The organism is Mesorhizobium sp. P3_A10 (genome assembly GCF_056403175.1).
The window spans coordinates 367,755-392,957 of sequence record NZ_JBFUFZ010000007.1 but is presented as its reverse complement, the minus strand read 5'-3'; the positions used below and the strand labels follow the sequence as shown (position 1 = coordinate 392,957).

The window sequence follows — 25,203 nt, the reverse complement described above, 5'->3', positions numbered from 1 at the left end:
TCTGCCGCCCACGTTTCTCTTTCTTCAATATTCAATTTTCAAAGAACAGACGCCGCAGACGCGATGTCGTGGCCCGTTACGCTTGTGGCTTCGGGGCCGTCCGAGTGTCGCTTACGCGGCTCTCTTGAATTCTCACAAGGGCTAAATCAGAAGCAAACTGCTTCGCCGCCAGCGGCGCACCGCCCTCGTTCGTGAGGCGTATATAGTCGCCACCAACCAGAACTGTCAACACTGATCACGCATGTTTTTGAACTTTTTGCGACAGAAGTCTTGGAGTCCGCAGACTGCCCCAGGGGAACATTGGGGTTGCCAAGAAGGAGCCCTATTGCCGCCGCATTGCGGTTCGACACCAAGGCCAACAAAGAAGGCCCGCGCGACCCGCGCGGCGCCTTCTTATGAGAGACCAAAGCGGGGTCTGCGCACCATCGGTTCGGCACCTCTTATAAGAGAGCAAAAACGCCTCTCTATAAGAGACTGTAGAACAGAGCGTGTGAGTGGGGATTTTCGCCGCTTCGTTGACTTCACTCGCCGTGACAGGCAAATGTCATGGCCCAACAAGAGCCGACAAGCCGTTCCGCCCGGGGAAGAAGCAGCCTTTCTGGATGCCAGACACGGAAGATGTCATAGCCGTACTCGGCAATGAGCCGCCGCTGATCGCGGACGGCCGCAGCGGCCCGCCCGACCGGCGTGAGGTCTCTGCGCGTTGGCTGTCTGGCACATTCCTTACCGGCGTGACCTCAAGCGTGCTGATGGGCGTAGCGCTGTTTGCCGCCCTCGACGGTCGTCAGCAGCTGGCGACGCCGCCCGAGATCGCCGAACTGATCGGCATTGCCAATGGCGATGATTCCGGTGAAGTCGCCAAGACCACCAGGCTGGTGGCACCGCGCCAGATCGCCAAGGCCAAGGACCGCCGGCGCATGGAAGTGTCGATGGTGACCAAGGTCGGCGACCGCGACGTCATCCACACCATGCCCTTCGTGCAGATCAAGATGGCGCTTGCCGCCGGGCACACGACCAACCGCCCCTATCCGCCTTTCGACCCGATGCAGGTGTTTGGCAATGACGGCGACGACAATGCGGGCCAGCCCGCAACGGCCGCGGCCACAGCAGGCCAGATCTATGGCGCCAAGGTCGAAACCGAGATGAGCCTGAAGACCGTCGATTTCCCGTTGGAGACGGCGGCCTTCGATGAGAAGAGCGATCTTTCCGCCGATGAGGTGGAAAAGGTGGTGCGCGAGGCGGGTACGGATCTCAGCGATGGCGCCGTGCAGGTGGCGTCGCTGCACTATGTTGATCCGCAGCGATTCGGCGAAGCTTTTGCCGAAAGCATGGCCGGCTCCTACGACGTCAAGATCGTGCCGGAAAACGTCTCGGTATCGCCGCGCGCCGTTACCGACGATCAGACGCCGGCTTTCGCAGAAGAAATCATTCCCTTCACCAAGGACCTCGACATCACCGAGGCCTTCGCTGATTCGGGCTATACGGGCGATGACGCCACCGGCATGGCCGAGGCGATCGCCAGATTGCTCAACGCACCGGCGCTCAAGGCGGGAACCGTGCTGCGCGTCGGGCTTGAAGTGCATGGCGACGCCGCCAAAGTGGTTCGCACCAGCGTCTACGACAAGACAACGCATATCGTGACCATCGCGCTCGACGATCGCGGCCAGTATGTGCCGGCGCAGGAGCCGGAACCCAATCCCGAATTGCTGACCGCCTTCGACGATTCGCCGCCGGTGGTGGTGCGCGGCAATCTGCCGAACATCTATGACGGCATCTACCGCACCGCCTATTCATACGGCATGTCCAAGAAGCTGACCCAGCAACTGGTCAAGTTGCTGGCCTCCGGCGTCGACTTCCAGTCCAGGCTCAATCCGGCGGATCGCCTCGAAGTGCTGTTCTCGCAGCCCGACGGCGACGACCAGGCCTCCGACGATTCCGAGCTGCTCTATGTCTCGTCGACGTTCGGCGGGCAGACGCGGAATTTCTACCGCTTCCAGATGCAGGACGGCGGCACCGACTATTTCGACGAAAACGGCTCGAGCGCCGAGCAGTTCCTGCTGCGCAACCCGCTGCCCAACGGTAGATTTACATCCGGGTTTGGAGCCCGCAAGCATCCGATCCTCGGTTATGTCCGCATGCATACCGGCACCGATTGGGCCGCTCCCATCGGATCGCCGATCATCGCCGCCGGCAACGGCGTCGTCGAAAAGGCCGGCTGGGCCGGCGGCTATGGCAAGCAGATCATCCTGCGCCACGCCAATGGCTACGAGACCTCGTACAATCACCAGAGCGCCTTTGCCAAAGGCATCGAGCCGGGCGTTCATGTTCGCCAGGGCCAGATCATCGGCTTTCTCGGCCAGACCGGCCTCTCCACCGGTCCGCATCTTCACTACGAGCTGATCGTCAACGGCACCAAGGTCGATTCGATGCGCGTGCGCCTACCGGTCGGCAAGGTTCTGAAGGGCGACGACCTGGTTGCCTTCAAGCGCGAGCGCGAGCGTATCGACGACCTGCTCAAGCAGGAAGACAGCAATTCGCTGAAGGTCGCGAGCGCCAAGATCGAAGGCTAAACCTTCGCGCCTCCGAATCAGTGCCCCCGAATCAATCCAAACGAATCAGCTCTGCGGTTTTTCTGCGCGGAGCGACCATGGCATCCGCTCGCCGGAAACGGTCGTCCAGGCAATAACCGCCGAAAGCAGGCAAAGCAGCGCGGTGACCCAGGCGATGGCCGAGAAGGCCGCATCGCTGGCGGCGAGCCGCGTTGCGTCGAGTTCGGGCGGGATGCCGGCCATTGCCGGTTCGCCAAAACCCGGAATGCCTGATCTGACGCTGATATCCAGCACTGTCGAATAAACCCGGGCGGCCAGCGACCCCATCGCCGCCACCGCGATCAGGCCGCCAATGCGCGACACCGCATTGTTGATGCCTGAGGCGGCACCGGTATCCTTGTCCTCGACCGCTGTCATGATCGCCGTCGACAGCGGCGACACGACCAGCGCCATGCCAAGCCCCATCACCGCCATCAGTGGAAAAACCCCGGTCCAGAAACTGTGCATGCCGGCATGGCTGAGCCAGGCAAGTCCGACAAAGGCGCAGGCAACGACCAGACTGCCTGTGGCGATCGGAAACCGCGGCCCGATGCGATCGGACCATTGTCCGACCGGACCCGACAGCAGCGCGATCGACGCCGACAGCGGCACGAAGATGAAGCCGACCTCAGCCGTGCTTAGCCCCCATCCGGCGATCAGCAGCATCGGCAGGTAGAACAGGTTGGCCGACAGCGCGAAATAGAGGAAGAAAGTCGCCACATTGGCCCCGGCGAACGCGCGAATGCGAAACAGCGACAGATCGATTATCGGCTCGCGCTGCCGGCGCTCGAAGGCAATGAAGAGGATGAGCAGCACCACGCCGGCGGCAATGCTCGGCCCTGACATAAGTCCCTCGCCCTTGGCGCTCATCGAGGTCAGGCCGTAGGCCAGCGCCCCGAACGCCAGTGTGGCCAATGCCGCACCGCCGAGATCGAGGCTGCGCTTTTCCGTTGGCGCATCGGCGGGGATCTTGGCCAGCAGCAGATAGATTGAGAGCAGGCCGAGCGGCAGGTTGACGGCGAAAATCGCCCGCCAGATGCCATCGCCGAAAGCCGACAGGACGAGGCCACCCAGCACCGGTCCGAGTGCGGTGGTCAGCGCCGAGGCCGCTGCCCAGATGCCGATCGCCCTGCCGCGTTCCTTCTTCGGATAGGCCTTGGCGATGATGGCGAGGCTGCCCGGCACCATGACGGCGGCGCCGATGCCCTGGATGGCGCGAAAGGCAATGAGTACACCCGCATTCGGCGCCACCGCGCAGGCGAGCGAAGACACGATGAACAGGGCGATGCCGGCGACGAAGGCACGCCGCAGGCCGAATCGGTCCCCGGCCGCGCCTCCGGCGAGGATGAGCGCCGACAGCGTCAGTGCGTAGGCGTTGGAAATCCACTGCGCTTCGGCAAGGCTGGCGCCGAGATTGACGCGGATCGCCGGCATGGCGATGGCCAGGATCGAACCGTCGATAAAACCGAGCGCTGAAGCCAGGATCGCGGCGATCAGCACGAAGCGGCGCTGCGCTGGCGGACAAAACGAATCGCTTGGAAGAGAATCTGTCAGGGGGATGGCGGCAGCTTCGCTTGGAGATTTCATGCAGCCTGCTTAGACCCCCAATGTGCCGGCAACAACCGGCCAGCGATTGACCCACATTGAAACCAGATCGGCAGCGGCCTGGCTGCATGGGTAGGATCGCACGGGTGCGAACCGCGAATCTCGTGCTAGGTTTTCGTAGCAATCCAAAGGGGAAAAACCGCATGAAACGACCGCTCGAACCATCTGCGGAGTCGCGCGGGCGCGTCGTCGGCATCACCGATGGCGTCTTCGCTATCGCGCTCACCTTGATCGTTCTCGAAATCAGGGTGCCGGCGCATGAAATGGTCCATTCGGAGGGCGAGCTGCTTTCGGCGGTCGCGGCCCTGGCGCCGCGCTTTCTCACCTATGCGCTCAGCTTCCTGACGCTGACCATCTTCTGGTTCGGCCAGCAGGCGCAGCATGGGCTGATCGCCCGGTCCGACCGGCGGCTTGCGACGCTTAACCTGTGTTTTCTCGCCTTCATCGCCTTGCTGCCGTTCTCGACCGACCTTTTGGCCGATTTCCTCGAATTCAGGACGGCGGTGCTGGTCTACTGGCTCAATTTGCTGATGTTGGGCGTGACGCTGTTCGCCAGCTGGTGGTATGCGGAGAAGAACGGCCTTGTCGCCGAGGATGTCGATGCGGAAACCAGGCGCACCGTCTATATGCGCATCGTCAAGGCGCAGATCCTATGGGCGGTCGGCGCCGCTCTCTCTCTGGTCAGCCCCTTGCTCAGCGTCGGCTTCATCCTGCTGGTGCAGCTGATCTATGCCGCCGCGCCGCGCGCCTCACTGCTGCGTAAACTCATCGGTTGAGGTCCCGCCGACATCCGCGATTGTTGGTCCGCCGACGAATTCCACCGTGACGCCCGGCGAGACGATCTTGGCCAGTTCGCGCGCGTCCCAGTTGGTCAGGCGCACGCAGCCATGGCTTTCCGTCTTGCCTATCTTGGAGGGTTCCGGCGTGCCGTGAATGCCGTAGGTCGGCTTGTCCAGCGCGATCCACACCGAGCCGACCGGACCGTTCGGGCCGGGCGGAATGGTCAGCACCTTGTCGTTCTCGCCCTGCTTGAAATTGATGTTTGGGTTATAGGTGTAGTTCGGATCGAGCGCGATCCGCGACACCGTATGGGTGCCGGTGGGTGACGGCGTGTCCGAAGAGCCGATGGTTGCAGGGTAGGCCGCGATCAGCTTGTCCGCCGCATCATAGGCAAAAACTTCCTTCTTGCCCTTGTCGGCGACAATGCGGGCAACCGGCGTCGCCACCAGCCTGCCGAAATTGGCGACCTTGATGATCGTTCCGGGGCGGTTGAAATCGGCCTGCGGGTTCAGCGATTTCAGGTAGGCCTCATCCATATGGAAGCGCTCGGCCAGCGCTTCGGTGACGGAGGTGTAGCTCATGCGATCGAGCTGCGCCTTCTTGCTGTAATCTTCCGGTATCGAGGCGACATAGGGGCCGGCGGCGTCTTCCGGGGTGATCGTATAGGAGGCGAATGCATCGCCGCCGGATTGCGCCAGGGCTGCCTGGATGCCGACCGCATCGGTCGAGCGCAGATTGCTGCCGGTGATCTCGTTGTAGGCAGCGAGTGCCTTGTCGACATTGGAGCCGAAGCGTGCGTCGATGACGCCGGGCGAGGCGCCGGCGCGGTCAAGCAAAACCTGCAGGTTGGCCACATCCTGGCGTGCGCCAAGCGAAAGGGACGGATCGACCGATGCCTTGCCGTCGGTCTTCGGCGGCAGCGCACCTTGCTCCGTCGGCGTTTCCGGCTCGGCGGGATCTATGGCGGCCTCGTTCAGCGGCTGGCGCTTGACGGTGCCCGGCTTGGCCGGCTGCGGCGCGTCCGGATAATTGTTGTCATAGCTGCTGTCGTCCTGCGGTGCATCCGGAAAGGTTTGCGCCGAATTGTCGCCATAAGGATCGGTCTCTTCGACCTGCGGCTCGATGATGATGCTGCCATCCTCGTCCAGCCGCTTGCGGCGGTAGCGCGCCATGTCCTCGGGATTGTCGAGATAGTAGCGGTCGTCATCTTGGACGGGTGCGCGTCCGAGTTCGCGCGCCCGCAACTGGCGGCGCAAGGCGCGGCGGTCGAGCCGGGTTTGCGGCGGCTGGATGGCGATGACCTTGCCGGACTCCGCATCGACAATGACACGGTTTCCCCTGGCATCGTAGTAGACATCGAAATCGCCGTTCTGGGCGACAAGTACGCCACCGGCGTCGTCAGCGCGAACGGCCCGTGGCGCGGTGTCCTGCGTCGGCGCGGCAAGCGCGCCGGAAGATACGAGCCCAGCGGCGAACACCGAGAGGGTGAAGATCGTGCGGAACATGGTGGCCAAACTCTCCGGTCCGTAATTGCCGCCGCCCGGCAGTGTCCTGCAAGGCGAACCCCTTCGCCAGCAAACCAGTTACCCCACCATAAGGTTCCAACATGAACCGGGCATGAAGATGGCGGATTCCGGCGGCTACAGGCCCAATTCCTTGCGTACCTGCTTCGTCAGCTTGAGGACGACAAGGCGATGGCTTTCGCGCAAATAGTCCTTCAGCGCATCATCATCCATGCTCTGGCTTGTCTGACGCTGGATCCATTTCATGCCGCGCGAGGCAAGATAGGGCGCCGGCCGCAAGCCGGGCTGCTCCTTCAGTATGTCATAGGCGATATCGGAGCATTTGAAGGTGACGAAGGGTTCACTCCCCTCGTCCCAGCCGCCAATGGCAAAAACCTTGGGCCCCACCTTCCAGACATGGGCGCCGCCCCATTGGACGACATGGTTTGCCGAAGGCAAGGAGGCGCAGAAGCCGTTGTAATCGTCCAGCGTCATCCACGCCCACCCATTTTGTCAAAGGCAGCCTGAATTCAGGCTGCAGCCTCGGTCGCCACCACGGTGGGCTTCGACCGAAAATTCAACCGGTCGGAACGGCGGTGACCTTGACGGTCGAACCGTCGAGGATCTCGCCCAGCAGGATCTTCTCCGCCAACGGATCCTGCAGTTCCTTCTGCATCGTCTATCACGGCAGTCCTCGGCGATGAAAGAGCGGTCCAAGTCTGATGGCCTGCCGACTGCTGGAGCGTGTCGCTGTAGATATGCATCGACCTATCAGCTTCTGGGGCGCACCACAGAATTTACGCAGTAAAAATATGCCAATACTGTGAAATGGCTCATAGAAGCGACAAGCTGGCGCCGCAACGATAGTGGCCACCTCGCAGACCTATTTCCAGATGTTGGGGAATGAACTTCGTAGGAGCGCAATGCTCGTACGGTGCCGGTTTGCATTGTCAGCCTGGCGGCAGGGCGGCATGAAATGACAGTGTTGGTTGAGAAGATTGGGGAGGTTCGATTGCCTATTTCAGGGAACGGTTGGGAAATTCTCATAACCCGCAAGAAGCAGCACAAGAGAGCGAACAAGAGCTACGCGCGAACCGTCGGAGACTACCAAGTGTTCCACAACGGAACCAAGGTCGCAGCGCTCAGCGGCATGCTCGCCGAAAGGCAGGGTCCGGGCGACAATACTCAGAGCGGCGTCACCAATCACCGCCGGATCGCCGCGGGCACCTACGAACTGTCGACCCACGACGGTGCATCCAACAACAAATACAAGACCATCGGCTACTCGACGGACCCCGGACTGGCTGCGCTGCCGCGGCCCTGCTTCCGGTTTCTCGGCACGGGCGCCCGCAGCGGCATCCTGCTGCATCCGGGCGCCGGATATCTCTACAGCATCGGCTGCTTCAACCCGGGAACGACGCTCGATTCAGCCGACGACAACCTAAAATGGGGTGACAGCCGCACCCGCGTCATCGCCCTGCTCGACGACATGAAGCAGTTCCTCGGCAACCAGTTTCCAACGTCGAACAACCAGAAGATTCCGAATGCCCACGCAGTCGTCGAGGGCGAGCCGACCTGAAACCTGACTTTGAGGGAGGAATGCCATGCCTGCGCCAAGCAATCCTGTACGCGTGACGGACATCTATCGCGGCGACAACGTGACCAGCTTCGCCACTGCCAAGGCGAACGGACTTATCGGCGTGATCCACAAAGCCACGACCGGACGAACCGGCAAGGACCCGACGTACAAAGGCCGCCGGACAGCCGCGAAAGCCGCCGGACTGCTCTGGGGCGCCTATCACTGGGGAACTGCGGTAGATGTCGACAAGCAGATCGACAATTTCCTTGGCTGGGCAGAGCCGGACGACAGCACGCTGATAGCGCTCGACTACGAGAAGACCTCCGGCAACCAGATGACGCTCAACCAGGCGCGCGATTTCCTGCACAAGCTGGCCCAGCGCCTCGGTCGCAAGCCGGTGCTCTACTGCGGCGGCCTGCTGAAGGAGCAACTCGGCCATACGAAGGACGCGTTCCTCGGCAGCCATCGGCTCTGGCTCGCGCACTACAGCGCCACTCCGGTGCCGCAGGCGAGCTGGAACAACTATTGGCTCTGGCAATATACCGACGGCGGCCCCAACGGCCCAGCCCCGAAGACCGTGCCCGGCATCCCGGGCAACAGCGCCGGTCAGCTCGACTGCGATCACTATGATGGCACGGCGGCGCAACTCGCGCAGGACTGGGCATCGTAGAGTCCGTCAGGCGGCCAAATGCCTCGGCATGCCTAACTGATAAAGTCAGGCGGCCGTCGATAGACTGATTAAAGCGTGCCGCTTTAAGGATGGCTTGTCGGCGATGCCGGCCCCGGCCACGCAACTGGTCAAGGCCGGATCGGAAGCGCCCCGCGATACCGCGAGGCGCTCTGTCTTCGCAATAGCCCGGCTCACGCCGCTTCGGCGTCCTTCACGACCGCCGGTTTCGCCCGGAAATTCAGGCGGTCGGAACCGGCGGTGACCTTGACGGACGAACCGTCGAGGATCTCGCCAAGCAGGATCTTCTCAGCCAGCGGATCCTGCAGTTCCTTCTGCATCACCCGCTTCAACGGCCGCGCGCCATAGGCCGGGTCGTAGCCCTTGGCCGCCAGCCAGTCGATGGCCTCCTGGGCGAGCGACAGCGTGATCTTGCGGTCGACGAGCAGGCTTTCCAGCCGCTTGAGCTGGATCTCGACAATGCTGCCCATATCCTGCCGGCGCAGCCGGTGGAACAGGATCACCTCGTCGACGCGGTTGAGGAATTCCGGCCGGAACGACGCCTTGACGACATTCATCACCTCATCGCGCACGACATCGACATCCTGGTCTTCGCCGAGATTGACCAGATATTCGGCGCCGAGGTTCGAGGTCATGATGATCAGCGTGTTGCGGAAGTCGACTGTGCGGCCCTGGCCGTCGGTCAGGCGGCCGTCATCGAGCACTTGCAGCAGCACGTTGAACACATCCGGGTGCGCCTTCTCGATCTCGTCGAACAGCACGACCTGATAGGGCCGGCGCCGAACCGCTTCGGTCAGCGCGCCGCCTTCCTCATAGCCGACATAGCCGGGAGGGGCGCCGATCAGCCGGGCGACGGAGTGCTTCTCCATGAACTCCGACATGTCGATGCGCACCATGGCGCTCTCGTCGTCGAACAGGAAATTGGCCAGCGCCTTGGTCAGCTCGGTCTTGCCGACGCCTGTCGGTCCGAGGAACATGAACGAGCCGATCGGCCGGTTCGGATCCTGCAGACCCGCACGCGCACGCCGCACCGCCTTCGACACCGCCTGCACCGCTTCGCCCTGGCCGACGACGCGCTTGCCGATCTCGTCTTCCATGCGCAGCAGCTTGTCGCGCTCGCCTTGCAGCATCTTGTCGACCGGAATGCCGGTCCAGCGCGACACTATATGGGCGACATGGTCGGGCGTGACCACTTCCTCGACCATGCCGGCCTTGCCGTCCTGGGCCTCGGCTTGCTTCAGCTTCTTTTCCAGTTCCGGGATGCGGCCATAGGCAAGCTCGCCGGCGCGCTGGAATTCACCCTTGCGCTGGGCAATGGCAAGTTCGTTGCGGGCCTCGTCGAGCTGCTTCTTGAGATCGGCGGCAAGGCCGAGCTTCTGCTTCTCGGCCTGCCACTTGGTGGTGATCTCGGTCGATTCTTCCTCGAGGCCGGAGAGTTCCTTTTCGAGGCGGGCAAGCCGATCCTTCGACGCGTCGTCCTTTTCGACCTTCAGCGCCTCACGCTCGATCTTGAGCTGCATGATGCGGCGGTCGATCTCGTCCAGCGCCTCAGGCTTCGAATCGACCTGCATGCGCAGCCGCGACGCGGCTTCGTCGACGAGGTCGATCGCCTTGTCCGGCAGGAAGCGGTCGGCGATATAGCGGTTGGACAGCGTCGCCGCCGCAACCAGCGCCGAATCCGAGATGCGCACCTTGTGGTGCTGCTCGTACTTCTCCTTCAGGCCCCGCAGGATCGACACCGTGTCTTCCACCGTCGGCTCGTTGACGAACACCGGCTGGAAGCGGCGAGCCAGCGCCGCGTCCTTCTCGACATGCTTCCTGTATTCATCGAGCGTGGTGGCGCCAACGCAATGCAGTTCGCCACGCGCCAAGGCCGGCTTCAAAAGGTTCGACGCGTCCATGGCGCCGTCCGCCTTGCCGGCGCCGACCAGCGTGTGCATCTCGTCGATGAACAGGATGATGTTGCCGTTGGCGGAGGTGACTTCGGACAGCACTGCCTTCAGCCGCTCCTCGAACTCGCCGCGATATTTGGCGCCGGCGATCAGCGCACCAAGATCAAGCGACATCAGTTGCTTGTCCTTGAGCGATTCCGGCACGTCGCCATTGACGATACGCAGCGCCAGCCCTTCGGCGATAGCCGTCTTGCCGACGCCGGGCTCGCCGATCAGAACCGGGTTATTCTTGGTGCGGCGCGACAGCACCTGGATGGTGCGGCGGATCTCATCGTCACGACCAATGACCGGGTCGAGCTTGCCGGCGCGGGCATCCGCGGTGAGGTCGCGGGCGTATTTCTTCAGCGCGTCATAGCCCTGCTCGGCGCTCGCCGAATCGGCGGTGCGGCCCTTGCGAACATCGTTGATGACCTGGTTGAGCGTTTGCGCGGTGACACCGGCCTTGGAGAGAATATCGGCTGATTTGGCCGACTTCTCCATGGCAAGCGCCTGCAAAAGCCGCTCGACGGTGACGAAGCTGTCGCCGGCCTTCTTGGCCAGTTCTTCGGCGGTCGAGAACACTTTGGCCAGCGGCTGCGCCAGATAAAGCTGGCCATTGCCGCCTTCCACCTTGGGCATCGCCTCGAGTGCTGTCTCGACGCCGAGCTTGACGTCGCGGACATTGCCGCCGGCGCGCTCGATCAGCGACGCCGCCAACCCCTCATCGTCATCGACGAGGACTTTGAGCATATGTTCGGGAGTGAACTGCTGGTGATTGCGCGAGAGCGCCATGGTCTGTGCGGACTGAATAAAACCGCGCACGCGCTCGGAGTATTTTTCAAGGTTCATATCTGTCTCCTTCCATCACCGGCCCGCTTTGCGGCACCGGATCAGATTGCGGTGACGGACCCGCTCATTCGAGCCGGGTCCTGTTCACGCGAGATATGGTGCATAGGCTGCGGTCTCTCAAGACACCTTGATATCGGTCAACGCATAATATTCTACGCGCGCGTAAAACAAAAACGGCGGAGATTTCTCTCCGCCGCCTAACGCTATCCGCGTCTAACGCTATCCGAAAGCCTTGATCGATCAGTTGTCGACGACAACGGCGGCCGGTTCGCCACCATTGTCTTCAGCCGGCGCCGCATCCACGCCTGCGGCTGCAGTGTCATTGCCGCCATCGACCTGATCGGCGTTCAAGCGCGGACGGCGCGGACGCTTCGGCCGGCGTGCGGCGCCGCTTTCAGCGGCGGCTTCGTTGAGTTCAGCCTGAGCGGCAAGAGCCGCCGGCGAAAAACTATCAAACATTGGCGCGGGCTCGGCCACGAAAACAGGTTCTGCCTGGGACACGAAACCCGTTTCGGTCTGAGACACGAAACCAGTTTCGGCCTGCGAAACGGTTTCCGCCTGCACAGGCGTTTCATTGGGTCGGCTCTGGTCGAAGCGTTGGCCACCCTGCTCATTGCGCGAATTGTCGCCACGCTGGCCGTTCTGGCCATAGCCACCATTGGGCCGGCGGTCGCGATGGCGCCCGCCATTGTTGTCCCGACCACTGTTGTCGCGGCCATTATTGTCGCGGTTGTTGCGATTGTCGCGGCCGTTTTCCTGGTTGAACGCCAATTCGGCCGGCGTGCCTTCGATGACCGGCTGCGGACCGGCACCGTGATTGACCGCCGGAGCCTGCGTCTCATTGCCGTTGTTGTTGCCGGAATTGTCGAAATCATCGCGATCGTCGTCGCCGTCATCGTCGAAATCGTCGCGGTTCTGCTGCGCGTTCTGGATCGGCAGCTGCGCCTGTGCGGCGGCGATGATGCGGTTGTAGTGCTCGGCATGCTGGAGATAGTTTTCCGCCATAACCCGGTCGCCGGAGCTTTGCGCGTCACGGGCAAGGGTGGCGTACTTTTCGGCGATCTGCTGAGCCGATCCGCGGATCTTCACGTCCGGGCCGTTGCTCTCGTAGTTGCGCGTCAGGGGGTTTGGCCCCTTGCGGTTGTTGTTGTTGTTATTGTTGTTGCCACCGCCGCCGCCATTATTGTTGCGACCGCGCATGCGCCTGTTCTGCTGTTGTGGCCTCATTAGACTCTCTTCATTTTGAAATTTTYGAAAAACTCTTCACGAACGGAGGCGCTCATGCAGCCAGCCGTTTCGTTTCTTCACCGGCGTTCGCCCGCATCAATTGCGTTGGCGCCACGTGCCATCCTGTTCCGGTTACATCACTTGCCGGACGATTCCCGCACGAAGCTTGGGCGTCGTTTGCGCAAGAAGGCAGCTATTTCCAAGGAAAACCGAATCGCTAAGAGCACTGCCTGCTTCGTCTCATCCGGTTATGGCGACCCTAGCCGCATTCCCCGGCATTGCCAAGCGCTTTTTTCGCACTGCATCAAGGCATTCACAGTTCAAAGATCAGAACCCTGTCGTTTCCACCAAGATCGCCAAACGCCCCGGCCAGCACATAGCCGGCCGCTGTGAATATATCTGTAACCTCTTGGCGCTGCGTATGGCCGATCTCGACCGCTATCCTGCCTTCAGCTTCCAGAAACCTTGCCGCCTCGGCGGCGATGATCCTGTAGGGGCCAAGACCGTCCGCGCCGCCATCAAGGGCCTTATGCGGATCAAAATCGCGGACTTCGTCCTGCAGATTTCCAATGTCTTGAGAGCTTATATAGGGAGGGTTTGCGGCAATTACATGGTATCGGCCACAAACTTTTTCGAACCAGTCGGACTGCAGCGCCTCGAACCGGCCGGCAAGGCCGAGTTGCGCGGCATTGCGCGTCGCAGTCGCCAAGGCACCTTCTGAAATATCCACCCCGGTGGCGGTTGCCGCCGGAACGACGCTGAGCAAGGCGAGCGCAATGGCGCCTGTGCCGGTGCCAAGATCGAGGATGCGGCATTCGCCTTGCCGCTCCACCGTCGTCTTGACGAAGGGCAAGATCGCCTCGACCAGCGTTTCGGTATCCGGCCGTGGCTCCAGTGTTTCCGGCGACAGCGACAGCCGCAAGCCGTAGAACTCGCGAAACCCGAGGATGCGATGTACCGGCTCGCCCAGGATACGCCGGCGTAAGGCAGCATCGATTGTCGCGACCGTGCCGGCATCGACCGCTTGCTCAGGATTCGCGATGGCCTGCGTGCGGCTCGTGCCGGAAAAATGCTCGACGATCAGCCTGGCATCGAGCGCTGGGTCGGCGACGCCGGCCACGGCAAGCCGCTCCCGTGCCACCTTGAGCAGCGGCCCGAGCATGCCGGGCAAGCTATCAGCCATCGACGCCCATATCGGCAAGCAGCTTCGACTGGTGGTCGGCGATCAGCGCATTGATGACCTCGTCGAGATCACCCATCATCACCCGCTCCAGCTTGTAGAGCGTCAGGTTGATGCGATGGTCGGTAAGGCGTCCCTGCGGGAAATTATAGGTGCGGATGCGCTCCGAACGGTCGCCCGACCCTACCTGCGATTTGCGCGCCTCGGAGCGCTCTTCGTCGGCTTTGCTGCGCTCCATGTCATAGAGCCGCGCGCGCAGGATCTGCATGGCCTTCGCCCGGTTCTGGTGCTGCGACTTTTCCGCCTGCACCACCATGATGCCGGTCGGCAAATGGGTGATGCGCACCGCCGAATCGGTGGTGTTGACGTGCTGGCCGCCAGAACCAGAGGCGCGCATCGTATCGATGCGGATGTCTTCGGCCCTGATGTCGATGTCGACCTCTTCAGCCTCCGGCAGCACGGCAACTGTCGCCGCTGACGTGTGGATGCGCCCGCTGGCCTCGGTCGCCGGCACGCGCTGCACGCGATGCACGCCGGATTCGAATTTCAGGTGGGCAAAGACCCCCCGGCCGGAAATGGTGGCGATGATTTCCTTGAAGCCGCCGGCATCGCCGTCACTGGCTGACACGGTCTCGAAGCGCCAGCCGCGTTCGGCGGCATAGCGCTCATACATGCGAAACAGGTCACCGGCGAAAAGTGCTGCTTCGTCGCCGCCGGTGCCGGCGCGGATTTCGAGGATGGCGTTCTTGTCGTCAGCGGCATCCCTAGGCAGCAGCAGGATCTGGATGTCCTTCTGCAGCTCTTCGATGCGCTCCTCGACGCCGGGCAGATCGGCCTCGGCCAATGCCCGCATCTCGGCGTCGGTGCCCTTGTCGGCCAGCATCGCCTCCAGATCGGCCTGCTCATGCTCGGCCGCGCGCAGCGCCCGGACCTTGGCCACCATGTCCTGAATCTCTGCGTATTCCGACGCCATTTTCACATAGGCGTCGGCGGCCGGCCCGGCCGACATCTGCGCTTCGAGCATCTCGAAACGCTTGACGACTTGGTCCATACGGTCGCGGGGCAGGTTGATCATGGCGGGATGCTATAGCGGAATCGAGCGGTCGTCGGCAAAGGCCTGCAGCAACGCCCGCATCGGCAGCCCTTGCGCCGGAGCCATCAGATTGTCGTCGAAGAAGGCCTGCAGCTCGTCCAGCGGCAGTTCGGTCAGCATCGCCTTGACCGGACCGATCGAGGCCGGCGACATCGAGATCGAGCGGTAGCCGAGGCCGATCAGCGCCATGGCGGATATGGGTTTGCCGGCGAGTTCGCCGCACAGCGTCACCGGCGTGTTGTTGCGAACCCCGGCATCGGCGATCTGCTTCAAAACCCGCAGGAACGGCGCCGACAGCGTATCGAAGCGGTCGGACAGCTGCGTATTGCCGCGATCGACCGCCATGACGAACTGGAACAGATCGTTGGAGCCGACCGAGACGAAATCGACCGCCTTCATCAATTCGTCGAGCTGGAACAGCAGCGACGGCACTTCCAGCATGGCGCCCAGCTTGAGGCTGGTCGGCAGATGGTGGGCAAAGCGGGAGAGGTGCCGCACCTCGCGATCGATGATCTCGCGCGCCTGCGCAATCTCGCCGAGTTCGGTCACCATCGGCAGCATCAGCTTCAATTCGCGACCGCCGCACGCCTTCAGCAAAGCACGAATCTGGGTTCTGAGCAGGCCGGGCCGGTCGAGCGTCAGCCGGATGGCGCGCCAGCCAAGCGCCGGGTTTTCTTCCTGGATCGCGCCCTTGAAGTAAGGCAGCACCTTGTCGCCGCCGATATCGATGGTGCGGAAAGTGACCGGCTTGCCGCGCGCCGCCTCGAGCACGTCGCGGTAAAGCCGTTCCTGGGCTTCGGCGCGAGGAAAGGTCGAGGCGACCATGAATTGCAGTTCGGTGCGAAACAGGCCGATGCCGGCGGCACCTGCCTCGGCCAGCTGCGGCAGGTCGACGGCCAGACCCGCATTCATCAACAGGTCGACCTGCACGCCGTCCTTGGTCACCGACGGCTTCTTGCGCAGTTCGCGGTAGACTTCCTGCCGCCGCGCCCGGAAGCGGACCTTTTCGGCATAGGCGGCTTCGAGGTCGGGCTGCGGGCGCAGATGGATGGTGCCTTCCTCGCCGTCGACGATGATGGCATCGCCGTTTTCCGCCATGGACACGGCGCCCTTCATCTGGCCGGCGACCGGAATGCCCATGGCGCGCGCCACGATGACGACGTGGCTGGTCGCCGCGCCATCCTCGAGCACCACGCCGCGCAGCTTGTCGCGGGGATAGTCGAGCAGTTCGGCGGCGCCCATCGAGCGGGCGACGATGATGGCGTCCTTCGGCAGCGAAGCCGCGACGTCGTCCGGCCCGCGGCCCATCAGCTGGCGCAGCAGCCGATTGGCGAGATCGTCGAAGTCGCTCATCCGCTCGCGCAGATAGGGATCGGTCATGTGCAGCATGCGGGCGCGCATGTCGCTTTGCACTTTCTCGACCGCCGCTTCCGCCGTCAGGCCGTTGCGGATCGCCTCTTCCAGCCGCCGAACCCAGCCGCGATCGTTGGCGAACATGCGATAGGCTTCGAGCACCTCGCGATGCTCACCCTCGAAGGCGACGTCGCGACGCTCCAGCATGTCGTCGATGGAGAGCCTGAGCGAGCCCAGCGACGTCTCGAGCCGGCGGACTTCTTCCTCGCTGTCCTCGTTGAACAGATTGGTGACGACGATACGCGGCTCGTGCAGCACGACATGGCCAAGGCCGACGCCGTCATTGAAGGACAGGCCAGTAAAGCTGACGGGACGGCGCAAATCGAGTTCGAGCCCGGGCCGGGTCAGCCGCGCGAGGTCGCCGGTGGCGATCATCTCGGCGATGACCATCGCCGTCGTTTCCAGCGCCTCGACCTCGTCGTCGCGGTAGTGGCGCATGGTTTTGTTCTGCACCACGAGAACGCCGAGCGTGCGCCCTGCCCTCAGCACCGGCACGCCGAGGAAGGAATTGTAGATCTCTTCTCCGGTCTCCGGCAGATAGGCAAAAGCCGGATGTTCCTGGGCATTGGAGAGGTTGAGCGGCCGCGCGCTGGCCGCGATCGTGCCGACCAGGCCTTGCCCGAGCCGCAACTGCGCCAAATGGACGGCGTTCGGGTTCAGACCTTCGGTAGCATAGAGTTCGAGCACCGAATCGGAGCGCAGCACATAGAGCGAGCAGACTTCGGCGACCATGTTGGAGGCGATGTCGCGCACGATCCGGTCAAGCCGCTCCTGCGGCTCCAGCGGCTCCTGCATGAGCTCGCGGAGCCGTTTCAGCAAAACGCGCGGGCCACTGGCCGTATCACGCATCGCGGCTTGTTCTCCAATGGCTTCTCGGCCAGCGCAGCTTCCTCGCGCACCGGCACAAACGCAACAACCGACTCTGTCTCTTTACTGCTTATCCAGACCGTAGACGGAATGCAAAGTGCGAACCGCAAGTTCGGTATAGGGACCGTCAATCAGGATCGAAATCTTGATTTCGGAGGTGGTGATGGCGCGGATGTTGATCGACTTGTCGGCCAGCGCCTTGAAAGCGGTGGCGGCGACGCCGGCATGGCTGCGCATGCCGATGCCGATGACCGAGACCTTCGACATGCCGGCTTCCGACTGCACGACATCGTAGCCGATCGTGGCCTTGAGCCGTTCGAGCACCGCAAGCGCCTTGTCGACGTCGCCCGACGGCACGGTGAAGGTCATGTCGGTGAACTTGCCGTCCTCGGAGATGTTCTGGACGATCATGTCGACATTGATGTTGGCCTCGGCCAGCGGCCCGAAGATGCCGGCGGCAACGCCCGGGCGGTCGCCGACACGGCGCAGCGAAATCTGCGCCTCATCCTTGGCGTAGGCAATTCCGGTGACGACCTGCTGTTCCACGATCTCTTCCTCGTCGCAAATGAGCGTTCCCGGCGGATTGAGCAAATCCCCCATTCCGGGTGCATCGGGATCGTCGAAGGACGACCGCACGAAAGTACGCACCCTGTGCACCATGGCAAGCTCGACCGAGCGCACCTGCAGCACCTTGGCGCCAAGCGAGGCCATTTCGAGCATTTCCTCGAACGAAATCTTGGCCAGCCGCCGGGCCTTCGGCTCGATGCGCGGATCGGTGGTGTAGACCCCGTCGACATCGGTGTAGATGTCGCAGCGGTCGGCCTTGACCGCCGCTGCAATCGCCACCGCACTGGTGTCGGAGCCGCCACGGCCGAGCGTGGCGATGCGGTTGTCCGGACCGATGCCCTGGAAACCGGCGACCACGGCCACTTGGCCCTCGCCGAAGCGCTTGATCAAAAACGCGCCGTCAATGTCGAGGATGCGCGCCGCGCCATGCGCGTTGTCGGTCTTGATCGGGATCTGCCAACCCTGCCAAGAACGGGCGTGAACGCCCATGTTCTGCAGCGTGATCGCCAGCAGACCGGCGGTCACCTGCTCGCCGGAGGCGACGACGGCATCATACTCGCGCGCGTCGTGCATCGGCGAGGCTTCGCGCGTCCAGCCGACCAGTTCGTTGGTCTTGCCGGCCATCGCCGAGACCACCACCGCCACTTCATGGCCGGCATCGACCTCGCGTTTGACATGGCGCGCCACATTGCGGATGCGGACGATGTCGGCGACGGAGGTTCCGCCGAATTTCATCACGATGCGCGCCATGGAAGCGAAATGCCTTTGACTGAATGCCGGACCGAGGGCCGAGAAGCGGAAAGAATGCGCCCAGTCAGGCCGAGCCGCTGGATGCGCGGCCTCCTTAGCCAAATGATCGCGGTTCCGCAAGGCTGCGAGGATTCCTGGGACGCGCGGGGCGTTTCAAGCCACGCTTTTGCTGACTTTGGACAGTTTTTGGCTGGCGGCGACCTTGCCCGGCCCGGCGACAACGCGGTCACGCCCGTCGGCCTTTGCCTGATAGAGGGCTCGATCCGCAGCGTTGACGATCTCCGCCCATGAGGCGCCAAGTTCCGGAAACGCGGCGACCCCGAAGGATGCGGTGATGGTACCAAGCGTGCGGCCGCGATGCGCGAGATGAAGTTGTTTGATGGCCTTTCGCAGCGCCTCGGCGCGCTCGGCGCCGTCGGCCAGCGAGGTCCCCGGCATCATCAGGGGGAATTCCTCCCCGCCATAGCGCGACACCACGTCGCTTTCCCTGGCATGGTCGAGCAGCGTGGCGGCAACCTGCTTGAGAACGAGATCTCCGGCTTCGTGGCCGAACGTGTCGTTGAATTGCTTGAAATGATCGACGTCGAGCATGATCATCGCCAATGGCTGCTCGGAGCGCTCCATGCGCCTCAGTTCACGACTGCTTGTTTCCTCGAGATAGCGGCGATTGTAGAGGCCGGTGTTCGGATCACGGATCGATTGCTGGCGCAGGGTTTCGCGTAGCCGCAGATTGGCCAGCGCCAGCGCCAGCGTGTCGACGACACCACGCAGAATCTGTTGCCGTTCTGTCAGCCATTCCGGCTTGTCGGCGGCGTGCGGTTCGCACAGATGCAGGACGCCGAGCGTCTCTCCCTGCGCCGCCAGCGGCATGCAGACATAGCCGCGGCCGCCATTTTCGGTGATGTGATTGCAACGCGGCGTCAGCATGCCGGGACCGGCAACATGCTCCTGGCCACGCCGCAGCGCCCAGCAATCTTCCGGAGCAAACTGGCCGACGCTCGAGCGAACGGGGCCCCAATGCGCCATCTCCTCGACCAGGTTGCGCGAAGCGCTGGTCAGGTGGACGGTTCCGCTCAATCCGCCGAAGAAGTCTGGCATGGCCGAACCGACAACGGAGAAAGCCTCCTGGAAGGTGACGCAGGCCTGCAGCAGCTCGCCGAGCTTGACCAGACGGGTCGTGGCTTCCGACGTCTCCTTCAGTTCGCGGTTGAGCGTTGCCAATTCCTCGGCGCGGTCATTGACCGCACGCTCGGCGCTGCGCAACTCGCTGATGTCGCTCAGCGTCAGCACGATGCCGCCATCGGCGCGATTGAGCGGATTGCAGCTCACAACCACCGGCAACAGCGAACCGTCCGGTCTTGCCAGCCGGACCTCCGCCTGGTGCCCGCGGCCCGTGGTCAGCGCCAGTTCGACCGGGGATGTTCCGGGCGCCTGGCTGTCTGCCGACAGCCCGCGCATATCCAGCACCGAACGCCATTCCTGTCCCTCGATCTTGTCGCTGCGCCGTCCGACGATGTCGGCGGCCGCCGGATTGACGGAAACGATCTGTCCCTTGCCGTCGATGACCGCAATGCCTTCGGCGACCGTGCGGACGATGTCCTCTATGTAGGCCTTTTGCGCGACAAGCTGCTCACGCGAGGATTCGAGTTCGGACGCCATTGTGTCGAACCCTTGCGCCAATTGTCCGAACTCATCGTTGGAGGTACGGCCGATACGGGCTCCCGCCTCGCCGCGCGCCAGCGATTCGATACCGCGATTGAGGCCTGATAGACCGGCGCCAAAGCCGCGCAACAGCAGAAAGCCCGAGACAGCTGCAATCAGTACCGCCGCCGCCGTGCACAGCCCGACGAGCCAAAGCATGTCGTTGGTGCGGTGTTGGGCGGCCCGCAACAGAGGCGTGTATTCGAACAGCACGGCGCCGACGATCTTGTCGGGAGCATTCTCGATCGGCACCGCGACCAGGTTGATCGCTTCGCTGACGTCGCTGCTGTCTTCCACGAAGTCGCGCGGCACGCCATCCTCGATCGTGCGGCCGACTTCATTGCCTGCGTCGTGGCCGTAAGGCGTCCCGATATTTGCTTCCTCGCCCGGGACATCGGCAAGGATGATCTTGTTGTGATCGACGACGACGAGATCGCGCTTTGAACGGCTGTGCTGCGCCTTCACGAATTCGCGGAGCGCCTCGGCTCTCTCGAACAAGGACTGCGGCGCATCGGATGCAGTGAAGGCAATCGTCTCGGCCAACTGGCGTCCAACGCTTGTTGCTTCGGCCAGCGCAACGGACTTGGTCAGCCTTACCTGGGAGAATATCGCAATGCCGCCAACCAGGCCAATCAAAGCCGCGGCGCTCAGCAGTGTACCAATGATCTGGGTCTTGATTCGCACCAAGCCATCCAACCACTCGGGTCAGCAATGTACACGCCAAACCCCGATCGCGCGCCGGGAAAACGTCACCCTCGTAAATGTGACGTTAAGGCGGCGCTGTCGCCTTGCTCGGTGGCATGCCATCCGCAGCGTCATGAGCACCGCGCTGTCAGCAGGCGAAAAAAGCTGCCTTGACTTTCGCCGCCCGACGCCCGACTTCCTAGCGTCCGAGGAGACCCGCTATATGCCAGAGCCCCGACGATCGACGATCGATGCCGGAGAAGTGGAACGCTTCTCCGCTTTAGCCGCCGAATGGTGGAACCCGAACGGCAAGTTCCGCCCGCTGCACAAGTTTAATCCGGTCCGGCTATCCTATATCCGCGACCAGGTGGCGGCACGCTTCGGCCGCGACCCACGTGCGGCGCGACCGTTCGAGGGCCTGCGCTTCCTCGACATCGGCTGCGGCGGCGGACTTTTGTGCGAGCCGATGGCGCGGCTTGGCGCCGAAGTGGTCGGCGCCGACGCCTCGGTCACCAACATCGAAGTGGCCAAACTGCATGCGGCAGAGGCCGGCGTGAGCGTCGACTATCGCGCCACCACCGCCGAGGATCTGGCCGACGCCGGTGAAAAATTCGATGTCATCCTCAACATGGAAGTGGTCGAGCATGTCGCCGACATCGACCTGTTCGTCGGCAAATGCGGCGAGATGGTCCGACCCGGCGGCATCATGTTCGTGGCCACCATCAACCGCACGTTGAAGGCGCTGGGCCTGGCTATTATCGGCGCCGAATATGTGCTGCGCTGGCTGCCGCGCGGCACCCACCAGTTCGGCAAGCTGGTGCGTCCGGAAGAGCTTGAAAAGGCGCTTGGCGGCGCCGGCCTCACCATCATCGACCGCACCGGCGTCACCTACAATCCGCTGGCCGACCGCTGGCAGCGCTCGAAGGATATGGACGTCAACTACATGGTACTGGCGGAAAAAGGCTCGGTCTGAGGGTTGATCTGGAGATTTGTCAGGCCGTGGACACTGTGAGAGCCCGACAGCTGGCGCTTGAACTTCCCGAAGCCGTCGAGAAATCGCATTTCGGCAAGGCCGACTTCCGGGTGCGCAATCGCATCTTCGTGTCGCTGCCCGAAAACGATCGCGCCGTGATCAAGCTCGACCGCGACCAGCAGGAGATGATGACTGCGGCCGAACCGCTGGTTTTCAAGCCTGTGCCGGGCGGCTGGGGACAAAAAGGCTGGACGTCGATCATGCTCGATACTTGCGACGAGCTGACGTTCCGCAGCGCAGTGCGTACGTCCTGGCGAAATGTTGCGCCTCCGGCTCTCAGGAAACTCTTTGACGCAAGCCCGCTTTGATAGATTGCGGTTCTGCCTTCCGGCTCTGCGCCTTCGTGGTGATGAACACACCGGCGGTGATGATGGCGGCACCGGCCCAGGTCAGCAGCTGATAGTGCTCGCCGAGAAAGATCGTCCCGGCAAACAGCCCAACCGCCGCCGCGACATAGCCGATCTGGCTGAGATAGACCGGACCGCCGACCGCCTGCAGGCGAAAGAAGAACACGAACATCGCCGAGGCCGACGCGACCTGCCCGACGACCACCAGCGGCACGCCAGCGAGCGGGCCGAACGCACTGCCCCCCAGCAAAACCAGAATCCCGGTGAGCAGAATCGCGGCCGACGCCAGATGGCTGCCGACGGCAAGCTCGATCGGGCCGGTCCCCTCGGGCCAGTCGACCGTGCGGTAGATGTTGCCGGCGGCCAGGCTGACCGGGATCAGCAACCCCATCGCCACCCAGAAAAATTCGGCCGGCTGGCCGGCTTCGCCGCGCGTCACCGCCACCATCACGGCGCCGACGAAGCCGACGGCAATGCCGACGATACCCAGAATGTTGGGACGCCGGACACGCAGCAGGATCGAGAACACCAGCGTGATCACCGGCGACAGCGTGAACATGATGCCGGTATAGCCGGCGCCAAGATGCGGGATGGCCGAGAACATCAACAGATTGGGCGCGGCATAAGACACTGCCGCGGTGATGAAGAAGTAGCGCAATTTGTGCGGGGTCAGCCGGATACGCTGGCCGCGCAACAGCAATGAGCACAACAGAACGCCGCCGGCGCCGAGCGAAATGACGAAGGCCCAGACCATGGCGGGAACGCCGGCCACTGTTGCCAGCTTGCCGAACGGCAATGTCAGGCCGAGCAGCCCGCCGGTGACGATCAGCAGGCCGAGCGCCGAATCCCAGAGAAATTTCATCGGATGGTCCCGTCACTCAATTGCGAAATTTGGCACTTGCGGCACTCGGCCGGTGTTGTATCTTGGGATAAGATAATGCAAAGATTCTTAACGTCAAGATATTTAACGGTGAGACAGATGGATCGCGCGGCAAAGGCGGTCGAGCAATGGAAGCGGGAACGACCGGACCTGGACGTTTCACCGATGTTGGTGCTTGGGCGGCTGAACGAAGCCTCGTCGCTGATTGCCCGCGAACGCCTCGCCCCGCTTTTCGCCCGCTTCGGACTGCAAGCCGGCGAATTCGACGTGCTGGCGACGTTGCGGCGTTCCGGCCAGCCCTATGCGCTGACGCCGACCGCTCTATACGAGGCGACGATGGTGACATCGGGCGCCATGACCAACCGGCTCGACCGGCTGGAAAAAGCCGGACTGATCCTGCGCGGCCCGCACCCCAACGACCGGCGCGGCATTGTCGTGCAATTGACCGAGAAGGGTCTCGCCTTGATCGACGAGGCCGTCGCCGCCCACGTCGCCAATGAGCACGAAATCCTCGCCGGCCTCACCGGCGCCGAGCGAGAGACGCTGGCTCAATTGCTCGAGAAATTGATAGGCAGCGTGAGCTGACCAATCAGTGCCGTTCGTCGGGAAAACTCGGGATCGGCATGAACTCGACGCCGTCCTCGGCCAGGCTCTTGGCTTCGTCCAGCGTCGCCTCGCCATAGATGCCGCGCGCATCGCTTTCGCCGAAATGGATCTTGCGCGCTTCCTCGGCAAACTTGTCACCGACATAGTCGGCATTCTCGCGCACCTTCTCGGCCATCGCCTTCAACTGCGCCAATGCCTGCTTCTGCGCCTCGCCCATGGCCAGCGCGATTTTTTCCTGCTTGCGCCCAGTGGAGACGGCAGGCGCCATCAGCGCCTTTTCGACCTTGTGCGAGCCGCAGGCCGGGCAATCGACGAAGCCACGCTTCTTCTGCGTGTCGAAATCGTCATTGCTGCGAAACCAGCCCTCGAATTCGTGCTCGTGTTCGCAAATGAGCGAGAAACGGATCACGAGGCCGCACCTCGCAGACGCGGCGCTTCCACTGCGCCGGCGTTGACGGCAAAATCGCGCGCGTTTTTGAGGTTGGGGATCTTCTTGCGCGCGGCCAGCGACTGCGCCGGATCGATCTCGGCGACAATCACCGCCGGCTCATCATGCGCGGCCTCGGCGATGATACGGCCCCACGGATCGACGATCAGCGAATGGCCGTAGGTCTCGCGGCCGTCCTCGTGCAGCCCGCCCTGGGCTGCGGCGACGACATAGGCGCCGTTCTCGATGGCGCGCGCGCGCAGCAGCACATGCCAGTGCGCTTCGCCGGTCTGGCGGGTGAAGGCGGCGGGCACCGAAAGCACATCGGCGCCGGCCAGCGCCTCGGCGCGGAACAATTGCGGAAAGCGCAGATCGTAGCAAACGGCAAAGCCGAGCCTGGCGCCGTCGACCTCGGTGACGACGGCCTCGGTGCCCGGCTCATAGGCGGCGGATTCGCGCCAGCTCTCGCCATTGTCGAGATCGACGTCGAACATGTGGATCTTGTCATAGACGGCAATCGTCGCGCCGTCCGGCCCAAACAAAAGCGCGCGATTGGCGAGCTTGCCGTCGGCACGCAGGATGGCGGTCGAGCCGATATGCAGGAAGATGCCAAGCTCCTTGGCCAGCTTCCGCGACGTCGAGACGATGATGTCCTTGTCCTCGGAGGTGAAGGAGGCGGCGCGCGCCTCCTTGTCGCGGATCAGCGCGCCGGTCATTTCCGGTGTCTGGACGTAGGTCGCGCCCTGGCCTGCGGCGTCGCGCACCATCCGCTCCAGATCGACCGCGTTGCGCTCCGGGCTCTCGCCCGAACGCATCTGGATCGCCGCCGCCTTGAAAACACCCATCGTCATGTCCCTTTTGAGCAATTCCAGGAAAAGTGTGTAGCGGTTTTCCGTCCGGAATTGC

At 63.0% G+C, this 25,203-nt stretch carries 20 protein-coding genes; 7 read left to right on the top strand and 13 right to left on the bottom strand.

Features of this window, described 5'->3' with window-relative positions:
- Window positions 1–602: 602 nt before the first annotated feature.
- The gene (locus AC1DXU_RS25750; RefSeq protein ID WP_477373488.1) at window positions 603–2,570 is read left to right on the top strand and encodes a M23 family metallopeptidase; all 1,968 of its coding nucleotides are present in this window, start codon (window positions 603–605) and stop codon (window positions 2,568–2,570) included.
- A 45-nt stretch (window positions 2,571–2,615) separates the two neighbouring features.
- On the opposite strand, the gene AC1DXU_RS25745 is transcribed toward AC1DXU_RS25750, so the two are convergent.
- Window positions 2,616–4,175 (bottom strand): MFS transporter, encoded by a 1,560-nt coding sequence (locus AC1DXU_RS25745; protein ID WP_477373486.1) that lies wholly within the window; start codon window positions 4,173–4,175, stop codon window positions 2,616–2,618.
- A gap of 161 nt (window positions 4,176–4,336) precedes the next feature.
- On the opposite strand from AC1DXU_RS25745, the gene AC1DXU_RS25740 reads away from it, so the two are divergent.
- Window positions 4,337–4,969, top strand: a complete 633-nt coding sequence (locus AC1DXU_RS25740) for a TMEM175 family protein (RefSeq protein WP_477318289.1) — start codon at window positions 4,337–4,339, stop codon at window positions 4,967–4,969.
- On the opposite strand, the gene AC1DXU_RS25735 is transcribed toward AC1DXU_RS25740, so the two are convergent.
- Together AC1DXU_RS25735 and AC1DXU_RS25730 are read right to left on the bottom strand one after the other, a co-directional pair.
- Window positions 4,943–6,478 carry a L,D-transpeptidase gene (locus tag AC1DXU_RS25735; RefSeq protein WP_477318287.1) on the bottom strand — a complete coding sequence of 512 codons (1,536 nt, stop codon included), beginning with the start codon at window positions 6,476–6,478 and terminating at the stop codon, window positions 4,943–4,945. The genes AC1DXU_RS25740 and AC1DXU_RS25735 overlap by 27 nt on opposite strands.
- Before the next feature lie 135 nt (window positions 6,479–6,613).
- A complete protein-coding gene (locus AC1DXU_RS25730; RefSeq protein WP_477318285.1) occupies window positions 6,614–6,970 on the bottom strand; it encodes an MmcQ/YjbR family DNA-binding protein in 357 nt (118 codons plus the stop codon).
- A gap of 487 nt (window positions 6,971–7,457) precedes the next feature.
- Between AC1DXU_RS25730 and AC1DXU_RS25725 the strand changes: the two genes are divergently transcribed.
- Window positions 7,458–8,054: a hypothetical protein gene (locus AC1DXU_RS25725; RefSeq protein WP_477373484.1), complete on the top strand. Its 597-nt coding sequence runs from the start codon at window positions 7,458–7,460 to the stop codon at window positions 8,052–8,054.
- A gap of 25 nt (window positions 8,055–8,079) precedes the next feature.
- The gene (locus AC1DXU_RS25720; protein WP_477373482.1) at window positions 8,080–8,724 is read left to right on the top strand and encodes a glycoside hydrolase family 25 protein; all 645 of its coding nucleotides are present in this window, start codon (window positions 8,080–8,082) and stop codon (window positions 8,722–8,724) included.
- A gap of 191 nt (window positions 8,725–8,915) precedes the next feature.
- Here AC1DXU_RS25720 and clpB read toward each other — a convergent pair whose 3' ends face one another.
- The 7 genes from clpB to AC1DXU_RS25685 form a co-directional block, all read right to left on the bottom strand.
- A complete protein-coding gene (gene clpB, locus AC1DXU_RS25715) occupies window positions 8,916–11,522 on the bottom strand; it encodes an ATP-dependent chaperone ClpB (RefSeq protein ID WP_477373480.1) in 2,607 nt (868 codons plus the stop codon).
- A gap of 240 nt (window positions 11,523–11,762) precedes the next feature.
- Entirely contained in the window at window positions 11,763–12,722 is a 960-nt protein-coding gene (locus AC1DXU_RS25710; protein WP_477373478.1) for a DUF4167 domain-containing protein, read from the bottom strand.
- A 340-nt stretch (window positions 12,723–13,062) separates the two neighbouring features.
- A complete protein-coding gene (gene prmC, locus AC1DXU_RS25705) occupies window positions 13,063–13,932 on the bottom strand; it encodes a peptide chain release factor N(5)-glutamine methyltransferase (RefSeq protein WP_477373476.1) in 870 nt (289 codons plus the stop codon).
- Window positions 13,925–15,004 (bottom strand): peptide chain release factor 1, encoded by a 1,080-nt coding sequence (gene prfA, locus AC1DXU_RS25700; protein ID WP_477373474.1) that lies wholly within the window; start codon window positions 15,002–15,004, stop codon window positions 13,925–13,927. Before prfA ends, prmC begins: the two co-directional genes overlap by 8 nt.
- Before the next feature lie 9 nt (window positions 15,005–15,013).
- A complete protein-coding gene (ptsP, locus tag AC1DXU_RS25695) occupies window positions 15,014–17,284 on the bottom strand; it encodes a phosphoenolpyruvate--protein phosphotransferase (protein ID WP_477318271.1) in 2,271 nt (756 codons plus the stop codon).
- Between the two features lie 81 nt (window positions 17,285–17,365).
- Window positions 17,366–18,619 (bottom strand): aspartate kinase, encoded by a 1,254-nt coding sequence (locus AC1DXU_RS25690; protein ID WP_477373472.1) that lies wholly within the window; start codon window positions 18,617–18,619, stop codon window positions 17,366–17,368.
- A gap of 153 nt (window positions 18,620–18,772) precedes the next feature.
- Window positions 18,773–21,004, bottom strand: coding sequence for a diguanylate cyclase (locus AC1DXU_RS25685; RefSeq protein ID WP_477373470.1), 2,232 nt, complete (start codon window positions 21,002–21,004; stop codon window positions 18,773–18,775).
- Window positions 21,005–21,227: 223 nt separating this feature from the next.
- On the opposite strand from AC1DXU_RS25685, the gene ubiG reads away from it, so the two are divergent.
- Together ubiG and AC1DXU_RS25675 are read left to right on the top strand one after the other, a co-directional pair.
- Window positions 21,228–21,977, top strand: coding sequence for a bifunctional 2-polyprenyl-6-hydroxyphenol methylase/3-demethylubiquinol 3-O-methyltransferase UbiG (gene ubiG, locus AC1DXU_RS25680; RefSeq protein WP_477373468.1), 750 nt, complete (start codon window positions 21,228–21,230; stop codon window positions 21,975–21,977).
- A gap of 26 nt (window positions 21,978–22,003) precedes the next feature.
- Window positions 22,004–22,345 (top strand): MmcQ/YjbR family DNA-binding protein, encoded by a 342-nt coding sequence (locus tag AC1DXU_RS25675; RefSeq protein ID WP_477373466.1) that lies wholly within the window; start codon window positions 22,004–22,006, stop codon window positions 22,343–22,345.
- On the opposite strand, the gene AC1DXU_RS25670 is transcribed toward AC1DXU_RS25675, so the two are convergent.
- Window positions 22,314–23,246, bottom strand: a complete 933-nt coding sequence (locus tag AC1DXU_RS25670; protein WP_477373464.1) for a DMT family transporter — start codon at window positions 23,244–23,246, stop codon at window positions 22,314–22,316. The genes AC1DXU_RS25675 and AC1DXU_RS25670 overlap by 32 nt on opposite strands.
- 117 nt (window positions 23,247–23,363) lie before the next feature.
- Between AC1DXU_RS25670 and AC1DXU_RS25665 the strand changes: the two genes are divergently transcribed.
- The gene (locus AC1DXU_RS25665) at window positions 23,364–23,849 is read left to right on the top strand and encodes a MarR family winged helix-turn-helix transcriptional regulator (RefSeq protein ID WP_477373462.1); all 486 of its coding nucleotides are present in this window, start codon (window positions 23,364–23,366) and stop codon (window positions 23,847–23,849) included.
- Window positions 23,850–23,853: 4 nt separating this feature from the next.
- Here AC1DXU_RS25665 and AC1DXU_RS25660 read toward each other — a convergent pair whose 3' ends face one another.
- Both AC1DXU_RS25660 and AC1DXU_RS25655 read right to left on the bottom strand, forming a co-directional pair.
- Window positions 23,854–24,279: a DUF1178 family protein gene (locus AC1DXU_RS25660; RefSeq protein WP_477373460.1), complete on the bottom strand. Its 426-nt coding sequence runs from the start codon at window positions 24,277–24,279 to the stop codon at window positions 23,854–23,856.
- Window positions 24,276–25,142: a carbon-nitrogen hydrolase family protein gene (locus AC1DXU_RS25655; RefSeq protein WP_477373458.1), complete on the bottom strand. Its 867-nt coding sequence runs from the start codon at window positions 25,140–25,142 to the stop codon at window positions 24,276–24,278. Before AC1DXU_RS25655 ends, AC1DXU_RS25660 begins: the two co-directional genes overlap by 4 nt.
- Between the last annotated feature and the right edge of the window lie 61 nt (window positions 25,143–25,203).